Here is a 24,862-nt window from a genome sequence, read left to right as displayed (position 1 = left end):
GCCGGGCAGTGCCGTGCTGTGCTGTTGTGCTGTTGTGCTGCGCAGCGCCCTGTCGGACCGTGCACCTTCGGTGCGGAGTGATGCCGCATGGTGCCGAGCGATTGCGCCCAGCACGTGGTTCACGATCGGACCGGTCTTCCAAACGGGCGGGGGCCACGAACCCCGCGCCTAGAACGGCTGCGGGTCGGGGTCGACTATGTCCCAAGCAGAGGCTGTCGAATTGGGCGGGGTCGACTCGGGCGGGGTCGGGCCGTGTGCGTTCGGGCCGGGTGTGGTGGGCCCGGGTCGCGGTGGTGATGTGTCGGTCTGTTGTCGCGGTGGACTGATGCGGGTGGCGGGATCGGTGGCGTAGTGCTTGCCAGCCGGACTGGTCCAATTCAGGGTGCCGTCGGGGTCGGCGATGACGGTCCACGCGGAGTAGTGCTTGAGGTTGTGGTGGGCGGGAGAGAGGAAGTGCAGGTTGGTGGCGGTGGTGGGGCCGCCGAATTGTTTGTCGCGGGTGTGGTCGAGGTCGCTATGCGCGGCGGAGCGGTTGCAGCCGGGAAACCGGCACGTTCCATCACGCAGGCGCAGGTATTTCTTCAGGCTGGCTGGCACTCGGAACGGTTCTGCGCTGACGTCGAGCACGATGCCGGTGTGCGGATGCGTGAGGATGCGCAGAAAGCTTGTCGCGGTTCCCGCCAGCCGGCGGGCGGTCTCCGGTTCGATCGGCCCGTACCCTTCGAGTTCGCCCGGCTCTTCGCTCTTTCCCATCAGTGTGAGGACCGGTACGGTGATGTTGACGTTGGCCGTCAGGCCGGCGCCGAGGCCGGTGCTGGTGACCCCTTGGGTGAGCAGGTCGACGGCGACATCGGCGCGGAGTTGGCTGAGCGTGCGGGGCTCGTCGGGGCCCTGCAAGCTGATGGCGGCGTCGGTGACGCGGGTGTAGATGCCGTGGAGGTCTTCACCGGCGGCGCGCAGCCAGAGCGTGGCCATGCCGTCTTTGTCCGGAAAGAACATGACTTTGCGGTCGGCCAGGCACTTGGTCCGGCGAACGGTGATGCTGTCGGGGTGAAACCGTTCACGCAGTTTTCGGGCCTTACCGTCGAACTGTGCCGGAGTGAGCGTGCAGGCGTGCGGCAGTAACACCGCCTCCAGTTCGGTCCGGGCGGGCTGTGGCACGGAGTCGAGTTGGTCGAGCACCCGCCGCGCATGGCGCAGGGAGATTTTCCCCGCGCGGAGCGCGTCAAGGGTCTGCGGACGCGATTCGACCAACACCCGGCTCTCGTGCAAAAGACCGGACGCTGTGCCGGCCGGGATGCGCAGCGCACACGCCATCTCCGCGACCAAGCCCTGCTGGGCGGCGAAGGTGGCGTCCCAGTCGTGCTCGTGTTGCAGCCCAGGCTGCGGTCGGCCGGTCTCGGCGCTATTGGTGGTGTAATCCCACGCCTCGGTAAGAACCTCTGCCTTGCTTGCTTGCGCCCAGGCGATGACCCTCTCGAGATAGAGCACCCGGTCGACGAACTTCGCCTGCCGGCGCTGGAACGGGTTCACGTCACTGGGCAAGTCCTGCGTGGGTAAGTCCTGCTCTGGCAAGTCCTGCTCTGGCAAGTCCTGCGCGGGCAAGTCCTGCGCGGAGAAGTCCTGCGCGGGCGGGTCAGCGCAAAGCTGGTGAGCGGTGTACTCGGCGTAAAGAAACTCCTCGCGGAGGTTCTCGTCGAACAGCTGCTCGGGCGGGACGGCGGCGAACACTTCAGCCAGGTCGAGGTCGGCTGGGATGGTCGGACCATCGGCGAGCTGCAAGTCCTGCCGGATCTTTACCGCAACTGTCGCGCCGGCTTGTGCCTCGACTTCGTCTTCGGCCTGCCATTCGGACCGGCACTGCAGCCGAAACGCGTCGAAGAATGCGCGGTCTTCAGCCGAGAACGACCACTCGGCGAATTCTCCCTCGGACACGCCGTCGAAGTTGGAATCGGAATCGACTGAGCCCGCTTGGGGGGTCTCGCCGCTCTGGCTCATGCTTGAATTCTACCAAAATCAAGGCTGTAAGTCGAGGAAGTCTCAGTATTCTTTAGATTTCAGTGCGAAGTTATATTCGGGACATCATTCGCGTTTTGAGACCGTTTCGCCTTCGTTGACGGTGCCTCGACAGACTCGACCGACGGCGGCAACCGCAGACTCGAGCAGGCCGACTCGAGCGGGCCGACTGGCGCAGGCCGACGGCGGTCAACTCAAAGTCCCCATTTGTTTCGGCTTGCGTCAACGCTGAAGCGACGCCGGACGATGCGTCGGCGACGAACAAATCGGTTCGGCACCGGTGCTGGTCCACCTGGAGCCTGTCACCCTCACCGAAACTCGGCAGCTACCCGCGACCGACCCAGCGGTCCATTGACCGGTAGACACCGAAAACGCGGGCCGCCACGGCGTCCCAGGCGGCCAACGGCAGTACGCCGCGAAGCACCTTCGACAGGTTCACCGTCCACGGCAACAGCAGTTGCGGCTTGCCGGCGAGCATCGCCCGCCAGACCCGATCAACGACGTATTCCGGCGTCATCAGCGGGGTGAGCAGCGGCCCGCTGGCCCCCGTGAACATGCCGGTGTCGATGTAGCTCGGGCACACCGTGGTCACCTTGACATAGCCGTGTCCCTGCTGCACCAGTTCGAGCCGCAGCGAATCGCTCCAGCCGATCATGGCCGCTTTCGAGGCGGCATAGACGCTCATACGCGGGGTGCTGAGGGTGCCGGCGGCCGACGCGATGTTCACGATACGTGACTCGCGCCATCCGCTCGCAATCATCGCCGGCAGAAACTCGCGCGCGATGTACATAGGCGCAAGCGCATTGATCTGCATGGTCGGGCGGGTGTCTGCACCGTTGTCGTGCTCCCAGAAATACTTGCCACGCACGATGCCGGCGTTGTTGATGACCACGTCGGGATCGCCGATCTCCGTACGCACCCGCTGCGCGGTCTGCGCGATGGCGCCGAGGTCGGCGATATCGACGACGTAGGGGGCGACCCGCGTGCGTCCGTGGGAACGTTCAGTCAGGATGGCGGCGGTCGCGGCGAGCGCGGAACCGTCGCGGTCCCACAAGATGACGGTTTTCGCCCCCTCGGCGACGCAGCGTTCGGCATACAAGCGGCCCATTCCCCTGGCGGCTCCGGTAATCAGCACGCGGGCTCCGGCTACGGTTCGACTCATACCTCCATCATGCCGCCTGCGCCTTCTCTTGCGGGACTACGCTCGGGCTAGCAGCAGAATCGGTGAGGTGCCTATGGACTTTCAGACCCTCGCGATCATCTCCGTGATCGCACTGCTCGGGCCGCTGCTGGCGACACCGCGCCGGTGGAACATTCCCGTCGTGATCGGTCAGCTCGGCGCCGGCGTGATCGTCGGCCGCACCGGTTTCGGCTTTGTCGACGCAAGCGACCCCACACTGACCCTTCTAGCGGATATCGGCTTCGCGTTGATCATGTTCGTGGCCGGCACGCACGTGCCTGTTCGCTCCGGCGCAATTCGCGCAGCACTGGCGACCGGCCTGGTGCGGGCAATTCTGGTGACCCTCTCGGCGATCGCCCTCGGCGTGGCCATCGCGTTGATCTTTGGCACAAATCATGCACTCCTATATATGGTCTTGCTCGCCTCCTCGTCGGCCGCGCTCGTGCTGCCTCTTATTCATTCGCTGGGCTTGCGTGGCCGATCGATGCTCGAGCTCACCGCGCAGGTCGCGATCGCCGATATTGCTGCGATCGTGGCGCTGCCGCTGGCCATTGACCCGCCGAATGCCGGCCGCGCCGCGCTCGGGGCCGCGCTCGTCGCGCTGCTGGCCGTGGCGCTCTACGTTGTGCTGGCCTGGTTGGAACGAAACGGCTACCGCCTGCGGCTGCACAAGTTGTCGGCGAACCGCAAATTCGCGCTCGAGCTGCGCATCCAGCTGGCCATTCTGTTCGCCCTGTCAGCGGTCGCCGTGTTCAGCCGCGTTTCGGTCATGCTCGCCGGGTTCGCTTTCGGCCTCGCCGTCGCGGCCGTCGGCGAACCGCGCCGCCTCGCCCGGCAGCTCTTCGCCCTCGCCGACGGATTCTTCGGACCCCTTTTCTTCGTCTGGTTGGGCGCCTCCCTTGCCCTGGGCGACCTCGCCGACCACCCGCAGATGATCAGCCTCGGCCTCGTGCTCGGCGTCGCCACCCTGCTCACCCACGCGACCACGCGCGTGCTGGGCCTCCCGCTGTCGTTGGGAATGCTCTCCGCCGCCCAGCTTGGCATTCCGATAGCGGCCGCGACCATCGGCACCAAGCTGCAGGTGCTCGCCCCCGGGGAGGCAGCGGCCCTGCTCCTCGGAGCGCTCGTGACCATCGCGGTGACCGCGGTGGCGAGCGGATGGGCCAAGCCGCGCGTGGCATCCGTTTCTGGGCCGACGGGCGGCTAGAGAAACATGAGCACGATGCCGGCCACACCGGCGAGAACGCCAATGCCCAGCAGTACCAGGCCGATCAGGCGCAGTCCCTTGCCATCGAGGTCGGGGTCGTGCGTGCGGCACTTCTCCGGCCGGCGATTGCGAAACCAGACGCGCACGTCATCGCCCGCCACCAGATGCTGCGTCTCGTGGGTGTCGGCCGGGCACTCGTGCACATCGCCGTCGCTATCAAACCAGCGGATGACCGTGGCGGGCCCCGATGCGGCCATACTCGATGCGGCCGTACTCGATGCGGCCGTTCTCGACGCGGCAATCACGGCGGTCGAGCGAGTCCAGCGGCCACTGATGCCGCGCACGGACAGGCCGACCATATAAAGGAGCGCTCCGATGATGAGGCCGACGAAAGTGAGAATCTCGCTCATAATACCGGCGAAGTCGAGAGCGTGCACTGCCACCGCCGTCCGTTGTCTATCGTCTGCTCGCGGCGCTTACCCCGATGGCTAAAGCGTATCGTTTAGCTTCGCACCGGCGGGCCTCTAGGCTGAATCCATGCGATTTGGACTTTTTGTACCTCAGGGCTGGCGACACGATCTGGTCGGAATCGAACCGGCCGCGCAGTGGGCGACAATGAGTGGCCTGGCCGCCCACGCTGATGCCGGTGCGTGGGAATCGATCTGGGTCTACGACCACTTTCACACCGTTCCGGTGCCGAGCGAGCAGGCCACCCACGAGGCCTGGTCGCTCATGTCCGCTTTCGCGGCGACGACGAAACGGGTGCGCCTCGGACAGATGTGCACCTGTATGAGCTACCGCAACCCGGGATATCTGGCGAAGGTCGCCACAACCGCCGACATCATCTCGGGCGGGCGCATCGAGATGGGCATCGGCGCCGGTTGGTACGAGCACGAGTGGCGCGCCTATGGCTATGGTTATCCCCGTGCCGGCGAGCGCCTGGCCCGCCTCGACGAGGGCGTGCAAATCATGAAACAGGCCTGGACCACGGGCACAGCTACCCTCGACGGTGCGCACTACCAGATGGACGGCGCCATCTTTCAGCCGCTCCCATTGCAAGAGGGTGGCATTCCCATCTGGATCGCCGGCGGCGGCGAAAAGGTCACCCTGCGCATTGCCGCGCAATACGCCGACTACACCAACTTTGACGGCTCACCCGAGGGCTTCTCGCACAAGAGTGCGCTGTTGGCCGAGCACTGCTCGGCCCAGGGCACCGACTTCGGTCGCATTGTGCGCTCGGCGAACTACAACACGGTGATCGGTTCGACCGAGGCCGAGGTTGCCGAGCGGCTCGACGCCATTGAGGCCCGGGTGACCCCTTATCTCGGGGCTGAGGGGGCCGCCGCGTTCATGGCCGAGTATCGTGACGGTGACGCACAGGGTGTTGGCACCCCGGAACAGATCGTAGAGCGCCTGACCGCGATGAAGAAGCGTGGCCTCGGTTACGCGATCCACTACTTTCCGGAGGCCGCCTACGACCGGTCGGGGATTGAATTGTTCGAGCGGGAGGTCATGCCCGCCCTGAGCTAGCGGGTCACCAGGAGTTGGGCGAGTCCCGCATCGAGCCGGTCGCATGCCTCTGCCCCAGGCCCAAAAAGATCGAGTGGCGCGGGAAGATAGCCGCGGGCATCCGCTCGTCATGAGGCGTTCTGACAGACTGGATGAAATGATGCTCACCGACCAAGATGTCCCAGCCTGGTGGCGTCGCCTCGGCCTGCCCGGACTAATCGACCTGCACACCCACTTTTTACCCGAACGGATGCTGCGGCGCGTGTGGGCCCACTTCGACGAGATCGAACCATTGATCGGTCACGAGTGGCCGATCCAGTACCGAGACGATCAACAGTCGCGGCTGGTGACGATGCGCCGGCTGGGCGTGCGCCGATTCACCGCGCTGTCCTATGCGCATCGACCGGGCATGGCGGCTTCCCTGACCGATTTCTCGCTCGGTCTGGCCGCCGAAAACGCCGATTGCGTGCCAAGTGCCACTTTTTACCCGGAAGAGGGCGTGCTCGAGCAGGTTCAATCCGCCCTCGACCGAGGCGCGCGGGTGTTTAAGATTCACGCGCAGATCGGCGCGTTCGACCTGCGCGAACCCCTGCTCGATCCGGTCTGGGGGTTGCTCGCAGACGCCGGGATTCCGGTCGTGATCCATGTCGGCAGCGGGCCGGTGTCGCGGCCGGGGATCACCGGTCCGGACAAGCTTGCGGGGGTCTTGGCGCGGCATCCGCTGTTGACGGCCGTCGTCGCCCATTTGGGCGCCCCGGAATACGGGGAGTTTCTCGATCTCGCCGAACAGTATCCCTGGGTGCACCTCGACACCACAATGGCGTTCACCGAGTTCTTCGAGCGGCTCGCACCGTTCGACCCCGCCTTGCTGTCGCGACTGGCGGACCTGCCCGACCGCGTGGTGCTCGGCAGCGATTTTCCCAACATCCCATACCCGTATGCGCACCAGCTGGAGTCGCTCGAACGCCTGCGCGACCGGGAGCCGCGACTCGACGACGACTGGCTGCGCGCCGTCTGCTGGTACAACGGACTACGGCTGATCGGCGAGTAGGCCGCCGCGCACCTCGGTCAGCCCCCGGTCACTGCGGTCGCCAACGCGGGGGCGACCAGACCGGCGCGCGACGCGGAGCGAAGGATACGGTTTGCTCCGGCTGCTCCACCGCCAAGCAGAAGCAAGCCGTGGAGCAGAAGCAAGCCATGTTTGGGCAACTCCGGGTAATACTGCCGGTACCGGCTATATGATCCACCTTGTTGCTTTATCGAGCATTCTTCATCTCATCACTATGCCGAATTCGAGGACGACCATGACACCGGCCACCGATCTCTCCCGCCGCGCCGTTATTTTGATCGGAAGCGCGGGTACCGCTGCTGCGCTTGCCGGTTGCTCGACCGACGCCTCCGCCGGAGTGGATGCTGGCAGCCCGACGGCGACGCCCGCGGGCGGGAGTGCGCCCCAAGAGGTCGCCAAACTTGCCGATATCCCGGTCGGCGGCTCCATTTCAGCCACCCTGGATGGGAAACCGATCCTGGTTTCCCAGCCGAAAGAGGGCAGCGTCATTGCCTTTAGCGCCATCTGCACGCACCAGGGCTGTGTCGTCAAACCCGGGAAGGGCGAATTCGATTGCCCGTGCCATCAGTCACGCTTCAACACGGCCACCGGCGAAGTACTCGATGGCCCCGCGCCCTCGCCATTGGAAAAGATTCCAGTGCACGTCACCAGCGGCGTCGTGCTCTCCGGTTCCTGAACGTCCAAGCGGCCATCCGAGCGGCCATCCGAGCGTGGGCATTCACAATGGTCTGTCCAGTCGGGAAGGCGATTGTCTATGTGGGAGTTCTGTAAACCCCGCGCGGGACAGCGCGCCCCAAGCCGGAACGCAGAACGAGCTACCGCCTCGTCTGAGTCGATAGCCCGCTCTGGTGCATTTCGGCGTTAACCGACACTAGGCGACGTTGCGTCCGCTTCCGTTGCCAGAGCCGCCACTACCGTCCTCCGTCGCTGTCATCCGGAGCGTCGTTGATGTCGTGCGCGGGGTCGTGCACGTCATCGTGCACGTCATCATCCGCGGCGTCGTGGCTATGATCCGAAGGACCTTCGGTGGCTCCGGGCGAAGGTGCCGGCTCGTTTGCCATGTCCACGCCAACCCCGGCAGTCGAGCGGGAGGAAACGGTGACTGCTTCCGGCTTGGTGTGCGCCGCGCGTGCCATGCCGTTTTGCACCGAATTTATCAGTTCATCGCTCAGCAGCGGGCCGGTGTAGGTAACGTCGAACTCACCGGTGCGCAGGGTGGTTGAGTAATTGCCGAGCGCGTCCGACAAGATGCCCTCCCTGGCAATGGCCTCCTCCAGTGCGGCAGGGCTGGTCGTTCGAACCGCGAACCGAAGATCGTGCACCAGGACCTCGGCGACGTGGTAGTGGTCCACCCCGGAAACCGCTGGGTCTTGGAAGTAGGCACGATCGACCAGTTCCCCAGCTTCGGCAACGGTACCCCCCGCCGGCAGAACCACGATCAACTCCGGCACGAAGTGCTCGAGCGAGGCGGGGTCGAGCACGTCCGGGGAGATATCCGACAGGTTCGCCTGGCTCTGGTCCGCCGCTTTGTCCAGCACCGCGCGGAGCGCGGTCACATCGGCGTCGGGAGTCGAGTGGATTGCGATCACTACCCGACGTCGAACCATCAGCCCGTCGTAGGTCACGATAGGTCGGTCGTTGCCCGCATCGGTACCCCTCTCAGCGGAGCCGACCAATCCGGTCGAGACGGGAGTGCCGGCCAGGGGCGTAGCCACGGCGGTGCATCCGCTCAGTGCGAACGCGATGAGTACCGCCGTGACCATTCTGGTGGCGCTGTTCATCTCAGGTTCCCGCTGCAAACCCCGGCCGGTACACCGGCGGATACGAAGTCATGGGGGTGGTGTCCACGACCGGATAGTCCGAGCTGACCGGGTCGTTGTTTCGCCAGTCGCCCACCGAGAACTGCACCATCATGTCGTGATCTTCGTGCACCAGGTTGTGGCAGTGCACCATGTACCGCCCGCCAGTGTGCGCACCGGTGTTGAACTGCATCAGCACGGTTACGGATTCGTTCTCTCCCGCGTAGAAGACGTCTTTCGGCCCACCTTCCCAAGGGAACGGCTTGCCGCCGTTGGTGTTTCGGGCAATGATCTTGCCGTCGATCAGGTGAATGTGTAGTGGGTGAAACCAACCTCCAGACTCGTTAGTGATGGTCCACTGCTCAACGGAGTATGGCTGAGTGCTGGCAAAGCACCGGGAGAACCCGGAGGCCTCCACGTCCTCCCAGGTCTCATCGTTGACTGTCCACTCTCCGTTCTGGCGCTTCACCCGAAGTATCCGCTTCGCCACCGCCATGTCCGGGGTCAGCTTCATCACGTCAAGGCCGCCGAGCTCGGGGTTTGGCGAGCCGCCGTCGTCGAGAGTGGTCGGGATGGCGGAGATCGATCCGGCCGTGGAACCTGAGTCGGCCACCACCTGGAACCGCATGATCTTGTCCGTGTTGGCGAAGTTGACGTTGTTCTTGTTACTCAGATTGCGCATCTCGATCATCTGGCCGACCTTGTACTTGCGAAAGTCGATCAGGATCTCGTAGCGCTCCGCCGTGCCCTGCCGCCAGGACCGCACCGTTTCCACCTTGGGCGTCATGCCGCCGTCTGTGCCGACGATGTAGAACGGGTCACCGGTGGACAGTGTGGGTCGATAGGAGCGTGTGATCGAGGCCACGAGCACGCGGAAGCGATAGATGCGCGGCTTGACCTTCATTGTCGGCCACGGCACCCCATTGACCATGATCACGTCACCCCACAAACCCGCGTGGCCATTGTCGTTGAATCCTAAAGAGCCGTCGGCATTGAACGTTGCGTCCGAAATCATCAGCGGCACGTCGAACTCGCCCTGAGGCAGCTGCGCCTGCTCGTACTGGTCCGACATCGGGTAGAAACCCGCGAGCCCGGAATACACGTTCTGGCTCGTGACCAGGTGGTCGTGGTCGTGGTACCAGAGCGTGCGCGCGGACTGCCAGTTGGGGTACTGGTAGTTCTTGACTTTGCCCGGAGCAGTGAAGTCGTTGGCATAGCCGTCGTACTGGGGCAACGACGCTGAGCCGTGCAGGTGGGTGACGGTGTTGAACGCCGCCGGGTGTAGGAGCCCCGTAGCCGGCAAAGCGTTGCGGATGCGTATCTCGGATCGGGTTCCCTGCCGCACTCGAATGGTCGGGCCGGGAAAAACTCCGTTGTACCCTGCCAAGGTGGTGGAGAGCCCCGGAAGGATCTGGGCCTGTCCTACCTTCTCAGTGAGGGCGAATTTGGCGAATGGCCGAGCCGGGTCACCCTCATCGAAGCCCGTGGCGTACGGCACCAGCTCGGGCGGGCGACGGAATACACCCCGATACGGGACCGGAGTATTTGCTGGCGCCAGCACGCCAGGGACCGGGTCTGCCATCTTCGCCATGCCGACGGCGCTCATCGCACCGACGGCGCCCACTGCGCCCAACTGCAGTACTTCCCTACGTGTAGTCATGATCACTCCAGAGCGGTGCATCGATGTGAGGTCGCAGATAAGAATGAAGTGGCGGCCTTGTAAAAACCTTGCCCGCTCAAATGTGCTGGTGAGCACGCTCGGAAACTGACCCGTTGCCCTGATAGCTGGTCACAATCGAATAGCGTCGTCGTGTCTCGGCTCGCCATTCGATGGGCCGCGATCAATTCGAGCGCCACTGCGCCCCTCAAGCGACGATTCGTTGCGAGAAATCGCAAGAAAACGCCGGGCATCGCCCGATATTCTGAAGTGGCACGCCCGTTGCAACCGCGACACTCATTCGAATCGGAGGTTCCCATGTCGATATCTGTTGAAAAAACACACGTAGCTAACGCTCTGGTCGGAGAGCCCGAGGTTCTCGAAGACGGCGGCAACCTCGCGCAACACCCCTCCTGGCTCAGCCTCAAGGCAGCGGCGACCTCGCTGCAGGCTGTGCAGTCGCAAGACGGGTCGATTACCGACGCGGGCCGGCACGCGGATGCCGCGGCATCCGTTGCGCGCATCACCATGGCCGTCACCGACCTCGCCCCGCACTTTGCGCACGACGCCGCGTATCTGGCCGCTCTGGTTGTGGACTTCGATCGCTGGACGTCAGACGGGTTCGGTGTACCCGACTTCTACGACTCCCTGCTGGCCTTCCAGCCGCAGCAACACCGCGTAAACGGACTGCGTCACCTCGTGGTGTTCCCGATGTACACGCAAAACGGCAGCGCCAATCGCCTGGTCGAAGCCGTGCTGATCGAGGTCATCTGGCCGGAATTCATCGGCGAGCTCGAAGCCGGCTACACGAACAAGCTGTTCGTGCCGATTCGTTTTCTCGATTTCACCCCTGGCTACGACACCAACTCGGCCGTGTTGTTTCCCGAGACGGTCGCGATGCGCGAGATTCCCACGTTCACCTGGGGGGCGATCTTCGCCGACCGCGAAGCCGCCCGTTTTCGCCGGGTCGTGCGCGCGGCCGCCGAGATCACGCGGCTCGAGCTGCCCGCCGATGCGGCCCTACTACTGGGCGACCAGCATCTCACTGAAGAAACCTTCGTGATGTGGGACCTCATCCACGACCGCACGCACATGCGCGGGGATCTGCCGTTCGACCCGTTCATGATCAAGCAACGCATGCCGTTCTTTCTCTACTCGCTCGAGGAATTACGCTGCGACCTGACCGCTTTTCGCGAATCGGTCACGATCGAGCGCAGTGAGCTGGCGAGCCCCGAGGCTCGTCGGCACGCGAAACTGGTGCAGTACGCGGTCATCTTCGACCGCATCTTTCGGTTCGCAATCACCGGCAACCGGGTGCGTAACTATGACGGCCTCAGCGGTCAGCTGTTGTTCGCCTGGATGCACCAGCACGGCGTGCTGCACTGGACCGACACCCGGCTCACCTTCGACTGGGAGGCCGTGCCCGACGTGGTCATCGCGCTCGGAGCGCAGATTGACGAGCTGTACTGGGCGTCGATCGACCGGCCGAAGAAGGCGCACTGGCTCGCGGCCTACGAGATGATCTCGAAGACCCTCACGCCGAATCCGGCCTCGACCTGGGCCCGCGGGCTGCCGCTCGAGGTGCTCGCCGGGGCGCCCAAGGGCTACACCGACCAGGTTCTTGACGACGAATTTCCGCTGTCGATGTTCTTCGAGGCGCTCGAGAAGAAGATGCGCACGGTCATCGAGTCCACGGCCGGTATCACCGGCAGCGCGGTCGACTAATGGGTGCCCGTCCGGCCGTCACTGGCCGCACCGTGCTGATCGCCGGGGCGACCAGCACGGCCGGTCTGGCCGTCGCCGCTTCACTAGCGGAGGCGGGCGCGCGCGTCGTCGCCGTCGGCTCTAATCTCAAACGCCTCCAGTCGGTGCTGGCCGTGGCACCGGAGGCGGCGCTCTACGAATGCGACCTGACGGATTTTGCCGCTGTGACCGCTTTGGCGGCTCAGCTCTCGCCCATTGACGGGCTCATCCACCTGGTCGGCGGCTGGCGCGGCGGCGGCGGCCTGGCCGGCCAGAGCGACGAAGACTGGGCTTTTCTGCACTCGCACGTGGTCACCACGCTGCGAAACACCACCCGGGCGTTCAACGCCGATCTGCTGGCCTCTTCGGCCGGGCGGCTCGCGATCGTGTCGAGCGTGTCGGTCGACCAGCCCTCCACCGGCGGCGCGAATTATGCGGCGGCGAAGTCCGCGGCCGAAACGTGGGTGCGCGCGGTCGCGGCGGGATTCGAGAAAGCCGGCGACACCGCCGCGGCAGTGATTTTCATCGTACGTTCCCTGGACGGCCTGGAAATAGAGCTGGCTACCGGCGTGACGAGTCTGTGGAATGAGGCGGCGGCATCCGTCAATGCCAGCCGGGTTGTGCTGGCTCGAAAGGTTCCCGCAACCTGATACATACTCGCCCGCCGGCACCGTCGCACCTTGCGGCTCGCCCCTCGTCGGCAGAGCCCGGCTCCCTCCGGTCCGCGCTACCGTGAAGACACGCACAACGAAAGGGCGCGAATGCTCGACATCAGGGGAGTCACCAAGCGCTATGGCACAAGAGCGGTGCTCACCGACGTGAGTTTCACGGTCGGGGACGGCCGCATGACCGGCTTTGTCGGCGCGAACGGCGCCGGTAAGACCACCACTATGCGCATCATTCTCGGCGTGCTGTCGCCGGACTCGGGCACCGTACTCATCGACGGAGTGCCGGTGACGGCGAGCGACCGCCGCCGGTTCGGGTACATGCCCGAAGAGCGCGGCCTCTACCCGAAGATGAAGGTCGCCGAACAGCTGGTGTACCTGGCGCGCTTGCACGGGCTGGCACCAGCATCCGCCCGGCGCAATACCGACGATCTGCTGGAGCGCCTCGACCTCACCGAACGCGCCGGCGACACCGTCGAATCACTCTCACTCGGCAACCAGCAGCGCGCCCAGATCGCCGCTGCTCTCGTGCACGACCCCGAGTTTCTCGTACTCGACGAACCGTTCTCCGGCCTCGACCCCCTCGCGGTGGAAGTGGTGATGAGCGTGCTCACCGGCTACGCCGCGCAGGGCGCGCCCGTGCTGTTCTCCTCACACCAGCTCGATATCGTCGAGAGGCTCTGCGACGACCTCGTCATCATCGCCGACGGCGAGATTCGCGCGAACGGCTCCCGCGAGGCCCTGCGCGAGCAGCACAGCAGCCCTCGCTTCGAGATTCGCACCGCGGGCAACACCGGCTGGATCCGCTCGCAACCCGGCATCACCGTCATCGACTGCGACGGCGACTTCGCCGTCTTCGAAAGCGAAACGGATGCCGCCAGCCAAGCCGTTCTGCACCGTGCGATCGCGCTCGGAGCGGTACACACCTTCAGCCAGCAGCGACCTTCGCTCGCCACCATCTTCAAGGAAGTCATCGCATGAGCAACGTGACACGTCCGCTGCACACCGCGCCCACCTTCGCCCAGAGCGTCTGGCTGGTTTCCAACCGCGAGATCACGGCACGCCTCCGCAGCAAATCCTTTCTCATCGCGACCGGCATTCTGCTGCTCATCTCCGTGGCATCGGTCATCGTCGGCAGTCTGGCCAGCCAGAATGAAAGCCTCGCCAAGGTGGCCGTGGTCGGCACGGCCACCAGCGTCGTCGAACAAACCAACGCCTTCGATATCGTCGAATCCGACACTGTCACAGGCGCCGAAGCGCTCGTGCGCGACGGCACCGTCGACGCGGCCGTAGTGCCCTCGGACAGCGCCGATTCGCTGCTCGGCATCACGGTGATCGCCCTGGATTCGGCGCCGCTCGATGTTCTCGGCACGCTCAGCGTGAGCCCCGATGTGAAAATTCTCCAGCCGGCCTCGCAAAACGGTTTTCTCGCCTACCTCGTTGCCATCGGCTTTGGCATCATCTTTCTCATGTCGGCGACCACCTTTGGCGCCACCATCGCCCAGAGTGTGGTCGAAGAGAAGCAGACCCGCATCGTCGAGATCCTCATGTCGACCATCTCGGTGCGGGCGCTGCTGGCCGGCAAAGTGCTCGGCAACAGCTTGATGGCGTTCGGACAGATCGTATCCATCGGCCTGCTAGTGTCAATCGGCCTGGCGGTGACCGGGCAACGGCTGCTCCTGGCTGACGTCGGCCCGGCCATCATCTGGTTCGCCGTGTTCTTCGCCTTCGGATTCGTGTTGCTCGCCGCGCTCTACGCGGCAACGGCGTCGATGGTGTCCCGGCAGGAAGACGTGGGCTCAGCGACCTCGCCCGTGCTGTTCCTCGTCATGATTCCTTATTTCATGGTGGTCTTCTTCAACGACAACCCGCTCGTGCTGGCAATCATGTCGTATGTGCCGTTCTCGGCGCCGGTCGGGATGCCGGTGCGCATCTTCCTCGGCCAGGCCGAATGGTGGGAACCCGTGCTCTCCTTGGTCGTGCTGGCACTGTCGACAATGGTGGTGATTTTGATCGGGTCGCGCATCTACTCCAACGCGCTGCTGCGCATGGGCGCCCGCGTGTCGCTGCGCGACGCCCTGCACAAGTAAGACCGTGGGCGGACGGCCAGCCGAATGCGGGAGGATGGAAGAGTGACCCAACTCCATGATCTGTCTTCCCGCAGTTTCGCCTCCGACAACTACTCCGGAATCCATCCGAAAATTCTGGAGGCGATTGTAGAGGCCAACGGTGCCCACCAGATCGCCTACGGCGAAGACGTCTACACGACCCGGCTGCAGGAGGTCTTCGCCCGACAGTTCGGCGAGGGCGTCGAAGCTTTTCCGGTGTTCAACGGCACCGGCGCCAACGTCACCGGCCTCCAGTCCATGCTGCCGCGCTGGGGCGCTGTGATCTGTACAGCCACCGCGCACATTCACAACGACGAGGGCGGTGCTCCCGAGCACGTCGGCGGCTTCAAGCTGCTGCCGGTAGTCACCCCCGACGGCAAACTCACCCCCGAACTCATCGACCAGGAGGCGTGGGGCTGGGGCGATGAGCACCGCGCGCAGCCGCTCGTCGTGGCCATCACGCAGACCACCGAGCTCGGCACCGCGTACACGGTCGACGAGGTGCGCGCGATCGCCGATCACGCCCACTCCAAGGGAATGACGCTGCACATGGACGGTGCTCGCATTTCCAACGCAGCCGCCAGCCTCGGCGTTCCGTTGCGTGCCTTCACCCGCGATGCCGGGGTCGACGTGCTCAGCTTCGGCGGCACCAAGAACGGCATGATGCTCGGTGAGTGCATCGTGGTATTGAACCCGGCTGCATCCACTGGTTTGAAGTTCTTGCGCAAGTCGAACATGCAGCTCTCCAGCAAGATGCGTTTCATCTCGGCGCAGCTCATCGCGCTGCTCGACGGGGACCTGTGGTTACACAACGCCTCCCACTCCAATGCGATGGCCACCCGTCTGCGCGACGCGCTCGAAAGCGCAATCGCCCAGGGCACCATCACCGGGCTGGCCTTCAGCCAGACCACGCAGGCCAATGCCATTTTCGCCACCCTGCCCGCCGGCGTCGCCGACCGGCTGCGCGAACATTTTCGCTTCTACGACTGGGACGCCACCAAAAACGAGGTGCGCTGGATGTGCGGCTTCGACACCACCGAAGACGACATCGATCAGTTCGTGGCCGCGATCACCCGGGAGCTGTCGTGACCTTCAAGGATCAGCCTTGGCTCGCCTCGTACGCGCCCGGCGTTCCCGGCACGATCGCCGAGACCACCGAAACCCTCACCGACATGATGGAGACCTCGGCTGAACGGTTTGCGCCGGCGATCGCACTGGACTTCTTCGGCTCCAGCACCACCTACGCCGAGCTCGGAGAACAGATCTCCCGGGCCGCGAACGGCCTGCGCAAACTCGGCGTGAGCCCGGGCGACCGCGTTGCCCTCGTGCTGCCGAACTGTCCGCAGCACGTCGTCGCTTTTTATGCTGTACTGCGCCTCGGCGCCATCGCGGTCGAGCACAATCCGCTCTACACCGACCGAGAGCTGCGCCATCAGTTCGAAGATCATGGCGCGCGCGTCGCGATCGTCTGGGACAAGGTCTACGAGTCGGTGCGCATGTTCCCTAAAGACATGGGCGTAGCGGATATCGTCACCGTCGACCTCACGCGTGCGATGCCGTTCTCGAAACGGCTGGCCCTCAAACTGCCGATCAAAAAAGCGCAGGACGCTCGTGCTTCTCTGACCGCCGGGCCCGGAAAGGGCGCGATCAGCTGGGAGTCGATCGTGGGCGCCCGCAAACTGCACCCGTCACACCAGCGGCCCTTGCTCACGGATACGGCCGTGCTGCAGTACACGAGCGGCACGACCGGCACCCCGAAGGGCGCCATCCTGAGCCATTACAACCTGCGCGCCAACGCCGCGCAGGGTTCCGCTTGGGTAGCAGGCCTCCGCCCCGGCGACGAGACCGTCTACGGCGTTCTTCCGATGTTCCATGCTTACGGCCTCACCCTCTGCCTCACCTTCGCGATGAGCATCGGCGCCCGTCTCGTACTGTTTCCCAAGTTCGACGAGAAGCTCGTGCTCGACGCGGCCAAGCACGCACCGCCCACTTTTTTGCCGGCGGTACCGCCGATCTACGACCGCTTAGTCACGGCCGCAGCGAAGAAAAAGGTGAGCCTTGCGGGCGTCCGCTTTGCTATTTCGGGCGCGATGAACCTGCCGGTGTCCATCGTGGAACGCTGGGAGAACGCCACCGGCGGGCTATTGGTCGAGGGTTACGGCATGACCGAGGCGTCACCGATCGTCGCCGGCAACCCGATCGGCCCGAGCCGTCGCCCCGGAACGGTCGGTGTGCCGTTTCCGAGCACCGACATTCGTGTGGTCGACCCGGAAGACCCCACGATCGAGCGCGGCTTCGACGAGGAGGGCGAGCTGCTCGTAGCCGGCCCGCAGGTGTTCTCCGGCTATTGGGACCGCCCGAGCGAGAGCGCCGAAGTGCTGCTCCCCGGCGGCTGGCTGCGCACCGGCGACATCGTGCGAGTCTCGGCCGACGGGTTCATCACCATCGTCGACCGCCTGAAGGAACTCATCATCACCGGCGGTTTCAACGTGTCGCCGTCCGAGGTTGAAGAGACGCTGTTGTCGCACCCCGACATCGACGACGCGGCCGCGGTCGGGCTGCCGAGCCCGACCGGCGGCGAAGACGTCGTGGCGGTCGTGGTGCTGCGGCCCGGCGTCGACCTCGATGTGACTGCGGTGCGTGAGTACTGCCGCACCCGGCTGTCGTCCTACAAGGTACCGCGGCGCATCGTCGAGGTCGACGACCTGCCGCGCAGTCTGCTCGGCAAAGTGCTGCGCCGCGAGGTGCGTAACCGCCTGCAAGGCAAGTAGGCTGCGCGATCGACCGTGAAACCTTAGGTGGAATAGTACGCGCGCCGAATTAGATTGCTCCGGCGCAAGCGAAATGCCCGTTGGCCTCAGCCAAACGGGCATTTTTTCACTAGCGCGGGCGGGTTATGGTCGCAGCAGCACCTTGATGGCTCGGCGTTCATCCATCGCGGCGTAGGCTTCGGCCACCTCGGACAAGGGAAGCTCCAGGTCGAAGACCCGACCGGGGTTGATTTGGCCCGAAAGAACCTCGGGCAGTAATTCCTCGATATAGCCACGAACGGATGCCACGCCGCCGTTCACGCCCACGTTGCGTCCAAAGAGCGAGCGGATGGGCAGCTCGGCGCCGCCGTTGGGCACGCCGACGTAGCCGACCATCCCACCGGGCCGGGTAGACCGGATGGCCTGATCCATGGATTCCTTGGTGCCGACGCACTCCAGCACGCAATCGGCGCCGATTCCATCGAACAGTGCCTGCACCGCGGCAACACCCTCATCACCCCGTTCCTCGATGATGTCCGTCGCACCGAATTCTCGGGCCACGGCCTGGCGATCAGCGTGACGAGACATGGCGACGATGCGGCTCGCGCCGAGTCGCTTGCTCGCGAGTACGGCGCAGAGCCCGACGGCTCCGTCACCGACGACGACAACGGTACTGCCGGCGGTCACGCCGGCAGACACGGCCGCGTGGTGTCCGGTGCCTAAGACGTCCGAGAGGGTCAACAGTCCTGGAATCAGAGCGTCGTCCGGCACCTCGGCGGTTGCCACGAGCGTTCCATCAGCATGGGGAACGCGTACCCGCTCGCCCTGGGCGCCGTCGGCGAAGCCGCCCATGTCGTCTTTCTCGCCCCACGGAACAAGGTGGAGGCAGGAAAAACTGACGCCATTGCGGCAGTTGACGCAGGTGTTGTCGCAGTCGTAGAAGGGCGCAATGACGAAGTCTCCGACCTTGACGGTGGAAACGTCTGGGCCGATTTCCTCGACGATGCCCACAAACTCGTGGCCAATGCGGTGTGGCTCTTTGGTGGCGGTCACGCCGCGATAGGGCCACAGGTCAGACCCACAGACGCAGGCCGCGACCACCCGAACGATGGCGTCGCCACCTGTCGAAAGTACAGGGTCAGGAACTTCTTCGAGGCGAATATCTCGTTCACCATAAATCACAGTTGCTTTCATTGATAAACCCTAACCCGCCCAACCCGGATATACCCCCCTTTCGGGTCACATTGTCGCTGCGAGCGACGGAGCGGATGCCACGGTGAGCGCGTCACCGTCGGTCGCCAGCGCCACCAGCACCGTGTCGCCGTCACGAATATCGCCGGCCAGCAGCGCCCGCGCCAGGCGGTCGTCGATCTCGCGCTGCATGAGACGCCGCAACGGGCGCGCACCGTAGATCGGGTCGTAACCACGTTCGGCTAGCCACCGGCGGGCATCCGGTGTTACGGCGAGGTCCAGCCGGCGTTCGGCGAGGCGCTTCTGCAATCGGTCGACGTCGAGTTCGACGATTTCGCCGAGCTCGTCGGTTGTCAGCGAGGAGAAAACCACGATGTCGTCGAGCCGGTTGACGAACTCCGGCTTGAAAGCCTGTCGCACGAGGCCCTGCACTGCCGCCTCTTTCTGTTCCACCGACAGGGTCGGGTCGGTCAGAAACTGCGAACCGAGGTTCGAGGTGAGCACGAGAATGGTGTTGCGAAAATCCACCGTGCGCCCCTGACCGTCGGTGAGGCGGCCGTCGTCGAGCACCTGCAACAGCACGTCGAACACCTCGGGGTGCGCTTTCTCGACCTCATCGAACAGAATCACCGAGTATGGGCGACGCCGCACGGCCTCGGTGAGCTGGCCGCCCTGCTCGTAGCCGACATAGCCCGGAGGCGCTCCGACCAGGCGGGACACCGAGAACTTCTCACCGTACTCACTCATGTCGATGCGCACCATGGCTTTTTCATCGTCGAACAGAAACTCGGCGAGCGCTTTGGCCAGCTCGGTCTTGCCGACGCCGGTGGGGCCGAGGAAGAGAAAGGATCCGGTCGGCCGGTCGGGGTCGGAGATGCCGGCACGCGAACGCCGCACGGCGTCGGCGACCGCGCTCACGGCGCGCTTCTGTCCGATCAAGCGGTGGCCGAGCTCGTTTTCGAGGTTGAGCAGTTTGTCGGTTTCACCCTGCAGTAGCCGGCCGACCGGAATGCCCGTCCACGCGGCGACCACGGCAGCGATATCCTCACTCGCGACCTGGTCGTTCACCATGCGCGGGCCGACGGATTCTTCCTGTTCGGCGTCGGCGAGCGCGCGCTCCATCACCGGAATGTCACCGTAAAGCAGCCGGGACGCCTTCTCGAGGTCTCCCTCACGCTGCGCCCGGTCGGATTCAATGCGGGCGGCGTCGAGCCGCTCACGCAGCTCGCCGACCCGGTTCAGCGAGGCCCGCTCGTTGTCCCAGCGCGCCTGCAACTCTTTGAGGTTGGCCTGGCGCTCCACCAGATCGCTACGCAGCTTTACCAGACGTGCCTTCGAGGCATCGTCCTTCTCCTTCTTGAGAGCGAGCTCTTCGAGCTTGAGCCGATCGACGCTGCGCCGCAGTTCGTCGATCTCTACCGGCGAGGAATCGATCTCCATGCGCAGCCGGCTCGCCGCCTCGTCGATGAGGTCGATGGCCTTGTCGGGCAGCTGACGGGCGGTGATATAGCGATTGGAGAGGGATGCCGCGGCCACGAGGGCAGAATCGGCGATGGTCACCTTGTGGTGGGCTTCATAGCGTTCCTTGAGCCCGCGGAGGATGGCCACGGTGTCCTCAACCGACGGTTCGTCGACGAGTACCGGCTGGAAGCGGCGCTCGAGCGCGGCATCCTTTTCGATGAATTCGCGATACTCATTGAGGGTCGTGGCGCCGATCAGGCGAAGTTCGCCGCGGGCGAGCATTGGCTTGAGCATGTTGCTGGCCGCAACGGAGCCTTCGCCGCCACCAGCACCCATCAGAGTGTGCAGTTCGTCGACGAAGGTGATGATCTGCCCGTCGGCGTCGTTGATCTGCTTGAGGACGGCCTTCAGCCGTTCCTCGAACTCACCGCGATATTTGGCGCCGGCTACGAGGGCCGCGAGGTCGAGGGAGACCAGTTGCTTGTCTTTGAGTGAGTCGGCGACGTCTCCGGCCACGATGCGCTGGGCCAGCCCCTCGACCACGGCCGTCTTGCCGACGCCGGGTTCTCCGATCAGCACGGGGTTGTTCTTGGTGCGCCGGGTGAGCACCTGGCTGATCCGGCGAATTTCGGCGTCACGCCCGATCACCGGGTCAAGCTTGCCACTGCGGGCGATGTCGGTGAGGTTCACCCCATACAACTCGAGGGCCGTCTTGGCGTCTTGCTGCGGTGGTCGCTGACCGGCTTGCATCGCTGTCTCCTCTAAACTTGAGCCTTGCTGGCTCAAGTTTAGTACCCCGACCATCTCCCCGGCGTCGAATATTCGAGGGCTGAACATCTCATCTCTCACATGCGTCTGACACCAGTCATCCGCCGGTGTCGCGGCACTCGTCAGAGTTCCGGGCACCCCGAGTTAGGAGTGCCACCGCCACCGACAAGTGCCGCGAAAGCGGCGGAATCAGCGCGAGGCCGGGCAGCCTCCCGTGAGACAATACAGGTTGGTCCCATTTTCTTACGGAGCTCCCCCACCTATGGCTCATTCCCTCAGCACCCACGAGATCGCCCGCATCGTTGGCAGCCAGTCGTTCTCGCGCGGTGAACGGTACGCCCGCAACGGGCACGTCACCGAGCAGTCCTGGGCCTCGTCGGGAACACACCTCACCGGTCGAGTGAGTGGCACCAGCCCGCAGCCGTACACCGTGCTCGTTTCGTTCACGCTCAATGCTGCCGGCCAGGCTGTGCGGGCCAGCGGAACCTGCACCTGCCCCATGGGCAGCAACTGCAAGCACGTCGCCGCCCTGCTCCTGGCCAGCCGCAGCACGCCCGCGGAACTGAACGCTGAGCGCGCCGCCTCGAACGTGCGCGCCATCGGCGACCGTCGCACGCCGGTGTTCGAATCGACCTTCATGCCCGGCGCACACCAGCCGACCACCCCGGCACCGGTCATTCCCATTCGCCCGCCAGTGCCCGCCTGGCGCGCCGCCCTGGCGCCGATCGCCAAGCCGACGGCCGGCGACACCGTCACAAGCACGGCCCTCGCGCTGCAATTCGATCTGCTCGACCCGGCCTACAGCCCGAACAGACGCCCGGCCCCCCGCCGTCTCGGCGCACGCCCCATGGTCATGGGCAAGAAGGGCAAATGGATTCGAGGCTCCCTCACCTGGGACAACCTGTCCTGGACCCCCGGCACCTATAACCGCGGCCACCGCAAAATACTGAACGCCCTCTACGCCCTCTCGGCCACCGGCCAGCGCTATTACAGCTATACCGACCACTGGCTCTACCTCGACAACTTCGAGAACAAGGCCCTCTGGGACCTGCTTCACGAAGCACAGTTGAGTGGGCTGCCGATGGTCTGCGCAACGGATGCCCAGAATCCCGTTCTGCTCTCGCCCACGCCGGCCGCGCTCGAGTTGAACATTCGCCGCGATGACGAGGGCCTGCAATTGACCCCGTTGCTCATGCTGGGCGAACAGCTGCACCGCGGCGCCGAATTCGGATTCATTGGCGACCCGGCGCACGGCGCCTACACATTCACGAGCCCCGCTGACCCGCTTGCAACCGGCAGGCAGCTCGTTCTCGCACCACTGAATGTGCAGGTCAGCTCAGAGATCCGCGCGCTCGCTGTCACCGGGGGCTTTGACATTCCCGCCGACGACGAACCCTCATTCCTGGCTGATTACTACCCGTTTCTGCAGCAAAAATTGACCCTGACCAGTCATGACGCCTCATTCGAGCTGCCCAGAACGGCCCGCCCCCAGCTGGCGCTGACGATCACCCACCAAACGGATGCCCGCATCACCATCGCGTGGGAATGGCACTACGTCGCGCCCACCGAATCGGTCCCGGAGTCAATCGGGACAGACGCGGTCGAACCGGCCCCCGTGCTATACCGCCACCCCCTGCGCCCGACACCCGGCGACACCCGCTTTCGCGACCTCACCCGCGAACACGACACGCTGCAAGCGGTCAGCCGCGAAATCGCCTCGTTCACGGGGCTCTGGCAACCTGCCACACCGATCAGCCCGGCCCGACTCCTTGAGCAGTCGGAACTGCGCAGCGCCATCATGATCACGTTTCTCGGCGAGGCCGTGCCGAAACTCGAGGCCGCCGGCATCGCCGTGCAGGTCTCGGCCGACGCCCCGAGCTACCGTGAAGCCGACGAAGCGCCGGTGATCAGCCTCGCCACCACCGAAAGCACGGACACCCGAGACTGGTTCGATCTCGCCGTCACCGTGACGATCGAGGGCGAAAATATCCCCTTCGACGACTTGTTTCGGGCGCTGGCCACCGATCAAGACCTGATGATCCTCGACAGCGGCACGTACTTCAGTCTCGACCGGCCCGAACTGCAGCAGCTGCGGCGGCTGATCGAAGAAGCGCGCGGCCTGCAGGAGAGCAACGCAGGCACGCTTGGTCTCAGCCGTTTTCAGGCCGACCTGTGGGACGAACTGCAATTGCTCGGTGTCGTCGCCGAGCAGGCCGCGTCCTGGCGCAGCGCCGTCGAGGGTCTCGCCGCCCTGCACGGCTCGGCTGAGGCCGCACCCATCGCCGAACGCCCGCTCCCGCCGGCCGTGCACGCCACCCTGCGTGCCTACCAACAGACCGGATTCGACTGGCTCAGCTTTCTCTACGACCACCAGCTTGGTGGCGTGCTCGCCGACGACATGGGACTCGGCAAGACGTTGCAGGCCATCGCCCTCATCGCCCACGCCCGCGACTGCCAGCGCGCTGCGGAAGGCTCCACTCGCAAGCCCTTTCTCGTGGTCGCTCCCACAAGCGTCGTCTCCAACTGGGCCACCGAATGCGCTCGGTTCGCGCCCGACCTGACGACAACAGCCATCACCCAGACCACCGGCAAACGCGGCTCCAGCCTGCCTGACGTGATGGGGGAAGCGGATGTCGTGATCACCTCCTACACACTCTTCCGCCTCGACTTCGAGGAGTACAACGCTCACGACTGGGCCGGGCTGCTGCTCGACGAGGCCCAGTTCGTGAAGAACCACCAGAGCAAGGCGCACGTCTGCGCCCGCCGCCTGCGCACCCCGTTCAAGCTCGCCATCACCGGCACGCCGATGGAAAACAACCTCATGGAACTGTGGTCACTGCTCTCCATTACGGCGCCCGGCCTGTTCCCGAGCCCCAGCCGCTTCGCCGACTACTACCGCAAACCCATTGAAACGGATGCCGACGCCGACCGGCTCGCGCAGCTGCGCCGCCGCATCCGTCCTTTCATGCTGCGGCGCACCAAGGCGGAGGTAGCCAGCGACCTGCCCGAGAAGCAGGAGCAGGTGCTCGAACTCGACCTGCACCCGAGGCACCGCAAGGTCTACGACATGCACCTTGCCCGCGAACGGCAGAAGGTGCTCGGCCTGATCGAGGACATGAACGCCAACCGGTTCGAGATTTTTCGCTCTCTCACCATGCTGCGCCAGCTCAGTCTCGACGCAAGCCTGTATGACGCGAAGTACGACAGTATTCCCTCGACCAAGCTCGACGCCCTGCTGGAACTTCTGGAAGATACCGTCGCCGAGGGTCACCGAACCCTGATCTTCAGCCAGTTCACCCAGTACCTCGGCAAGGCACGGGACCGGCTCGACGCTGCCGGCATCAGCTACTCCTACCTCGACGGCAAGACCCGCAACCGGGCCAAGGCCATCAGCGACTTCAAAGAGGGCTCGAGCTCCGTCTTTCTGATCAGCCTCAAGGCCGGCGGATTCGGCCTCAACCTCACCGAGGCCGACTACGTCATTCTGCTCGACCCGTGGTGGAACCCGGCGACGGAAGCCCAGGCCGTCGACCGCGTGCACCGCATCGGACAAACAAAGAATGTCATGGTCTATCGCCTGGTTTCCAAGGACACCATCGAAGAAAAAGTCATGGCCCTCAAAGCCACCAAAGCGCGCCTGTTCGAAAGCGTCATGACCGACGGAGCGCCGCAGGGCACCGCCCTGACCGCGGCCGACATTCGCGAACTCCTGGCCTGAGGCGACACCAACAGTTCATTC

At 64.7% G+C, this 24,862-nt stretch carries 18 protein-coding genes; 11 read left to right on the top strand and 7 right to left on the bottom strand.

Annotated elements, in window-relative coordinates; all coding sequences use genetic code 11:
* Nucleotides 1-168: 168 nt before the first annotated feature.
* Complete coding sequence (locus tag CXY74_RS05620) at nt 169-1,998, bottom strand: HNH endonuclease signature motif containing protein (protein ID WP_104199517.1); 1,830 nt, start codon at nt 1,996-1,998, stop codon at nt 169-171.
* A 343-nt stretch (nt 1,999-2,341) separates the two neighbouring features.
* The gene (locus CXY74_RS05615; RefSeq protein ID WP_104199516.1) at nt 2,342-3,178 is read right to left on the bottom strand and encodes an SDR family NAD(P)-dependent oxidoreductase; all 837 of its coding nucleotides are present in this window, start codon (nt 3,176-3,178) and stop codon (nt 2,342-2,344) included.
* 73 nt (nt 3,179-3,251) lie between these two features.
* On the opposite strand from CXY74_RS05615, the gene CXY74_RS05610 reads away from it, so the two are divergent.
* Nucleotides 3,252-4,403 carry a cation:proton antiporter gene (locus CXY74_RS05610; protein ID WP_104199515.1) on the top strand — a complete coding sequence of 384 codons (1,152 nt, stop codon included), beginning with the start codon at nt 3,252-3,254 and terminating at the stop codon, nt 4,401-4,403.
* On the opposite strand, the gene CXY74_RS05605 is transcribed toward CXY74_RS05610, so the two are convergent.
* Nucleotides 4,400-4,846, bottom strand: coding sequence for a DUF3592 domain-containing protein (locus CXY74_RS05605; RefSeq protein WP_233193227.1), 447 nt, complete (start codon nt 4,844-4,846; stop codon nt 4,400-4,402). The genes CXY74_RS05610 and CXY74_RS05605 overlap by 4 nt on opposite strands.
* 94 nt (nt 4,847-4,940) lie before the next feature.
* On the opposite strand from CXY74_RS05605, the gene CXY74_RS05600 reads away from it, so the two are divergent.
* From CXY74_RS05600 to CXY74_RS05590, 3 genes are all read left to right on the top strand, one after another.
* On the top strand, nt 4,941-5,933 hold the full coding sequence (locus CXY74_RS05600; protein ID WP_104199514.1) for an LLM class F420-dependent oxidoreductase: 993 nt from the start codon (nt 4,941-4,943) through the stop codon (nt 5,931-5,933).
* A gap of 136 nt (nt 5,934-6,069) precedes the next feature.
* Nucleotides 6,070-6,963, top strand: coding sequence for an amidohydrolase family protein (locus tag CXY74_RS05595; protein WP_370446128.1), 894 nt, complete (start codon nt 6,070-6,072; stop codon nt 6,961-6,963).
* A 253-nt stretch (nt 6,964-7,216) separates the two neighbouring features.
* Entirely contained in the window at nt 7,217-7,657 is a 441-nt protein-coding gene (locus CXY74_RS05590) for a ubiquinol-cytochrome c reductase iron-sulfur subunit (protein WP_104199513.1), read from the top strand.
* 235 nt (nt 7,658-7,892) lie between these two features.
* Here CXY74_RS05590 and CXY74_RS05585 read toward each other — a convergent pair whose 3' ends face one another.
* Together CXY74_RS05585 and CXY74_RS05580 are read right to left on the bottom strand one after the other, a co-directional pair.
* Entirely contained in the window at nt 7,893-8,762 is an 870-nt protein-coding gene (locus tag CXY74_RS05585; RefSeq protein ID WP_146070061.1) for a hypothetical protein, read from the bottom strand.
* Nucleotide 8,763: 1 nt separating this feature from the next.
* Nucleotides 8,764-10,440: a multicopper oxidase family protein gene (locus tag CXY74_RS05580; protein WP_104199577.1), complete on the bottom strand. Its 1,677-nt coding sequence runs from the start codon at nt 10,438-10,440 to the stop codon at nt 8,764-8,766.
* A 315-nt stretch (nt 10,441-10,755) separates the two neighbouring features.
* Between CXY74_RS05580 and CXY74_RS05575 the strand changes: the two genes are divergently transcribed.
* The 6 genes from CXY74_RS05575 to CXY74_RS05550 all read left to right on the top strand — a co-directional run bounded on the left by CXY74_RS05575 (nt 10,756) and on the right by CXY74_RS05550 (nt 17,724).
* Nucleotides 10,756-12,162 carry a DUF6421 family protein gene (locus CXY74_RS05575; RefSeq protein ID WP_104199576.1) on the top strand — a complete coding sequence of 469 codons (1,407 nt, stop codon included), beginning with the start codon at nt 10,756-10,758 and terminating at the stop codon, nt 12,160-12,162.
* The gene (locus tag CXY74_RS05570) at nt 12,162-12,830 is read left to right on the top strand and encodes an SDR family NAD(P)-dependent oxidoreductase (protein WP_104199511.1); all 669 of its coding nucleotides are present in this window, start codon (nt 12,162-12,164) and stop codon (nt 12,828-12,830) included. Before CXY74_RS05575 ends, CXY74_RS05570 begins: the two co-directional genes overlap by 1 nt.
* A 111-nt stretch (nt 12,831-12,941) precedes the next feature.
* The gene (locus CXY74_RS05565) at nt 12,942-13,826 is read left to right on the top strand and encodes an ABC transporter ATP-binding protein (RefSeq protein WP_104199510.1); all 885 of its coding nucleotides are present in this window, start codon (nt 12,942-12,944) and stop codon (nt 13,824-13,826) included.
* Nucleotides 13,823-14,935, top strand: coding sequence for an ABC transporter permease (locus tag CXY74_RS05560; RefSeq protein ID WP_104199509.1), 1,113 nt, complete (start codon nt 13,823-13,825; stop codon nt 14,933-14,935). The genes CXY74_RS05565 and CXY74_RS05560 overlap by 4 nt, the downstream gene beginning before the upstream one ends.
* A gap of 42 nt (nt 14,936-14,977) precedes the next feature.
* Entirely contained in the window at nt 14,978-16,042 is a 1,065-nt protein-coding gene (locus CXY74_RS05555) for a low specificity L-threonine aldolase (RefSeq protein WP_199183152.1), read from the top strand.
* On the top strand, nt 16,039-17,724 hold the full coding sequence (locus CXY74_RS05550; RefSeq protein WP_104199507.1) for a long-chain-fatty-acid--CoA ligase: 1,686 nt from the start codon (nt 16,039-16,041) through the stop codon (nt 17,722-17,724). Before CXY74_RS05555 ends, CXY74_RS05550 begins: the two co-directional genes overlap by 4 nt.
* A 123-nt stretch (nt 17,725-17,847) precedes the next feature.
* On the opposite strand, the gene CXY74_RS05545 is transcribed toward CXY74_RS05550, so the two are convergent.
* Both CXY74_RS05545 and CXY74_RS05540 read right to left on the bottom strand, forming a co-directional pair.
* On the bottom strand, nt 17,848-18,897 hold the full coding sequence (locus tag CXY74_RS05545) for a zinc-dependent alcohol dehydrogenase family protein (protein ID WP_104199506.1): 1,050 nt from the start codon (nt 18,895-18,897) through the stop codon (nt 17,848-17,850).
* 45 nt (nt 18,898-18,942) lie between these two features.
* The gene (locus tag CXY74_RS05540; RefSeq protein WP_104199505.1) at nt 18,943-21,105 is read right to left on the bottom strand and encodes an ATP-dependent Clp protease ATP-binding subunit; all 2,163 of its coding nucleotides are present in this window, start codon (nt 21,103-21,105) and stop codon (nt 18,943-18,945) included.
* Between the two features lie 280 nt (nt 21,106-21,385).
* Here CXY74_RS05540 and CXY74_RS05535 point away from each other — a divergent pair, with 280 nt between their 5' ends.
* The gene (locus CXY74_RS05535) at nt 21,386-24,841 is read left to right on the top strand and encodes a DEAD/DEAH box helicase (protein ID WP_104199504.1); all 3,456 of its coding nucleotides are present in this window, start codon (nt 21,386-21,388) and stop codon (nt 24,839-24,841) included.
* The last annotated feature ends 21 nt before the right edge of the window (nt 24,842-24,862 follow it).

It is taken from the genome of Cryobacterium sp. Y29 (assembly GCF_002929825.1).
Taxonomy (GTDB): domain Bacteria; phylum Actinomycetota; class Actinomycetes; order Actinomycetales; family Microbacteriaceae; genus Cryobacterium.
The sequence above is the reverse complement of the archived record's forward strand: the minus strand, read 5'-3'. Positions and strand labels throughout refer to the sequence as shown.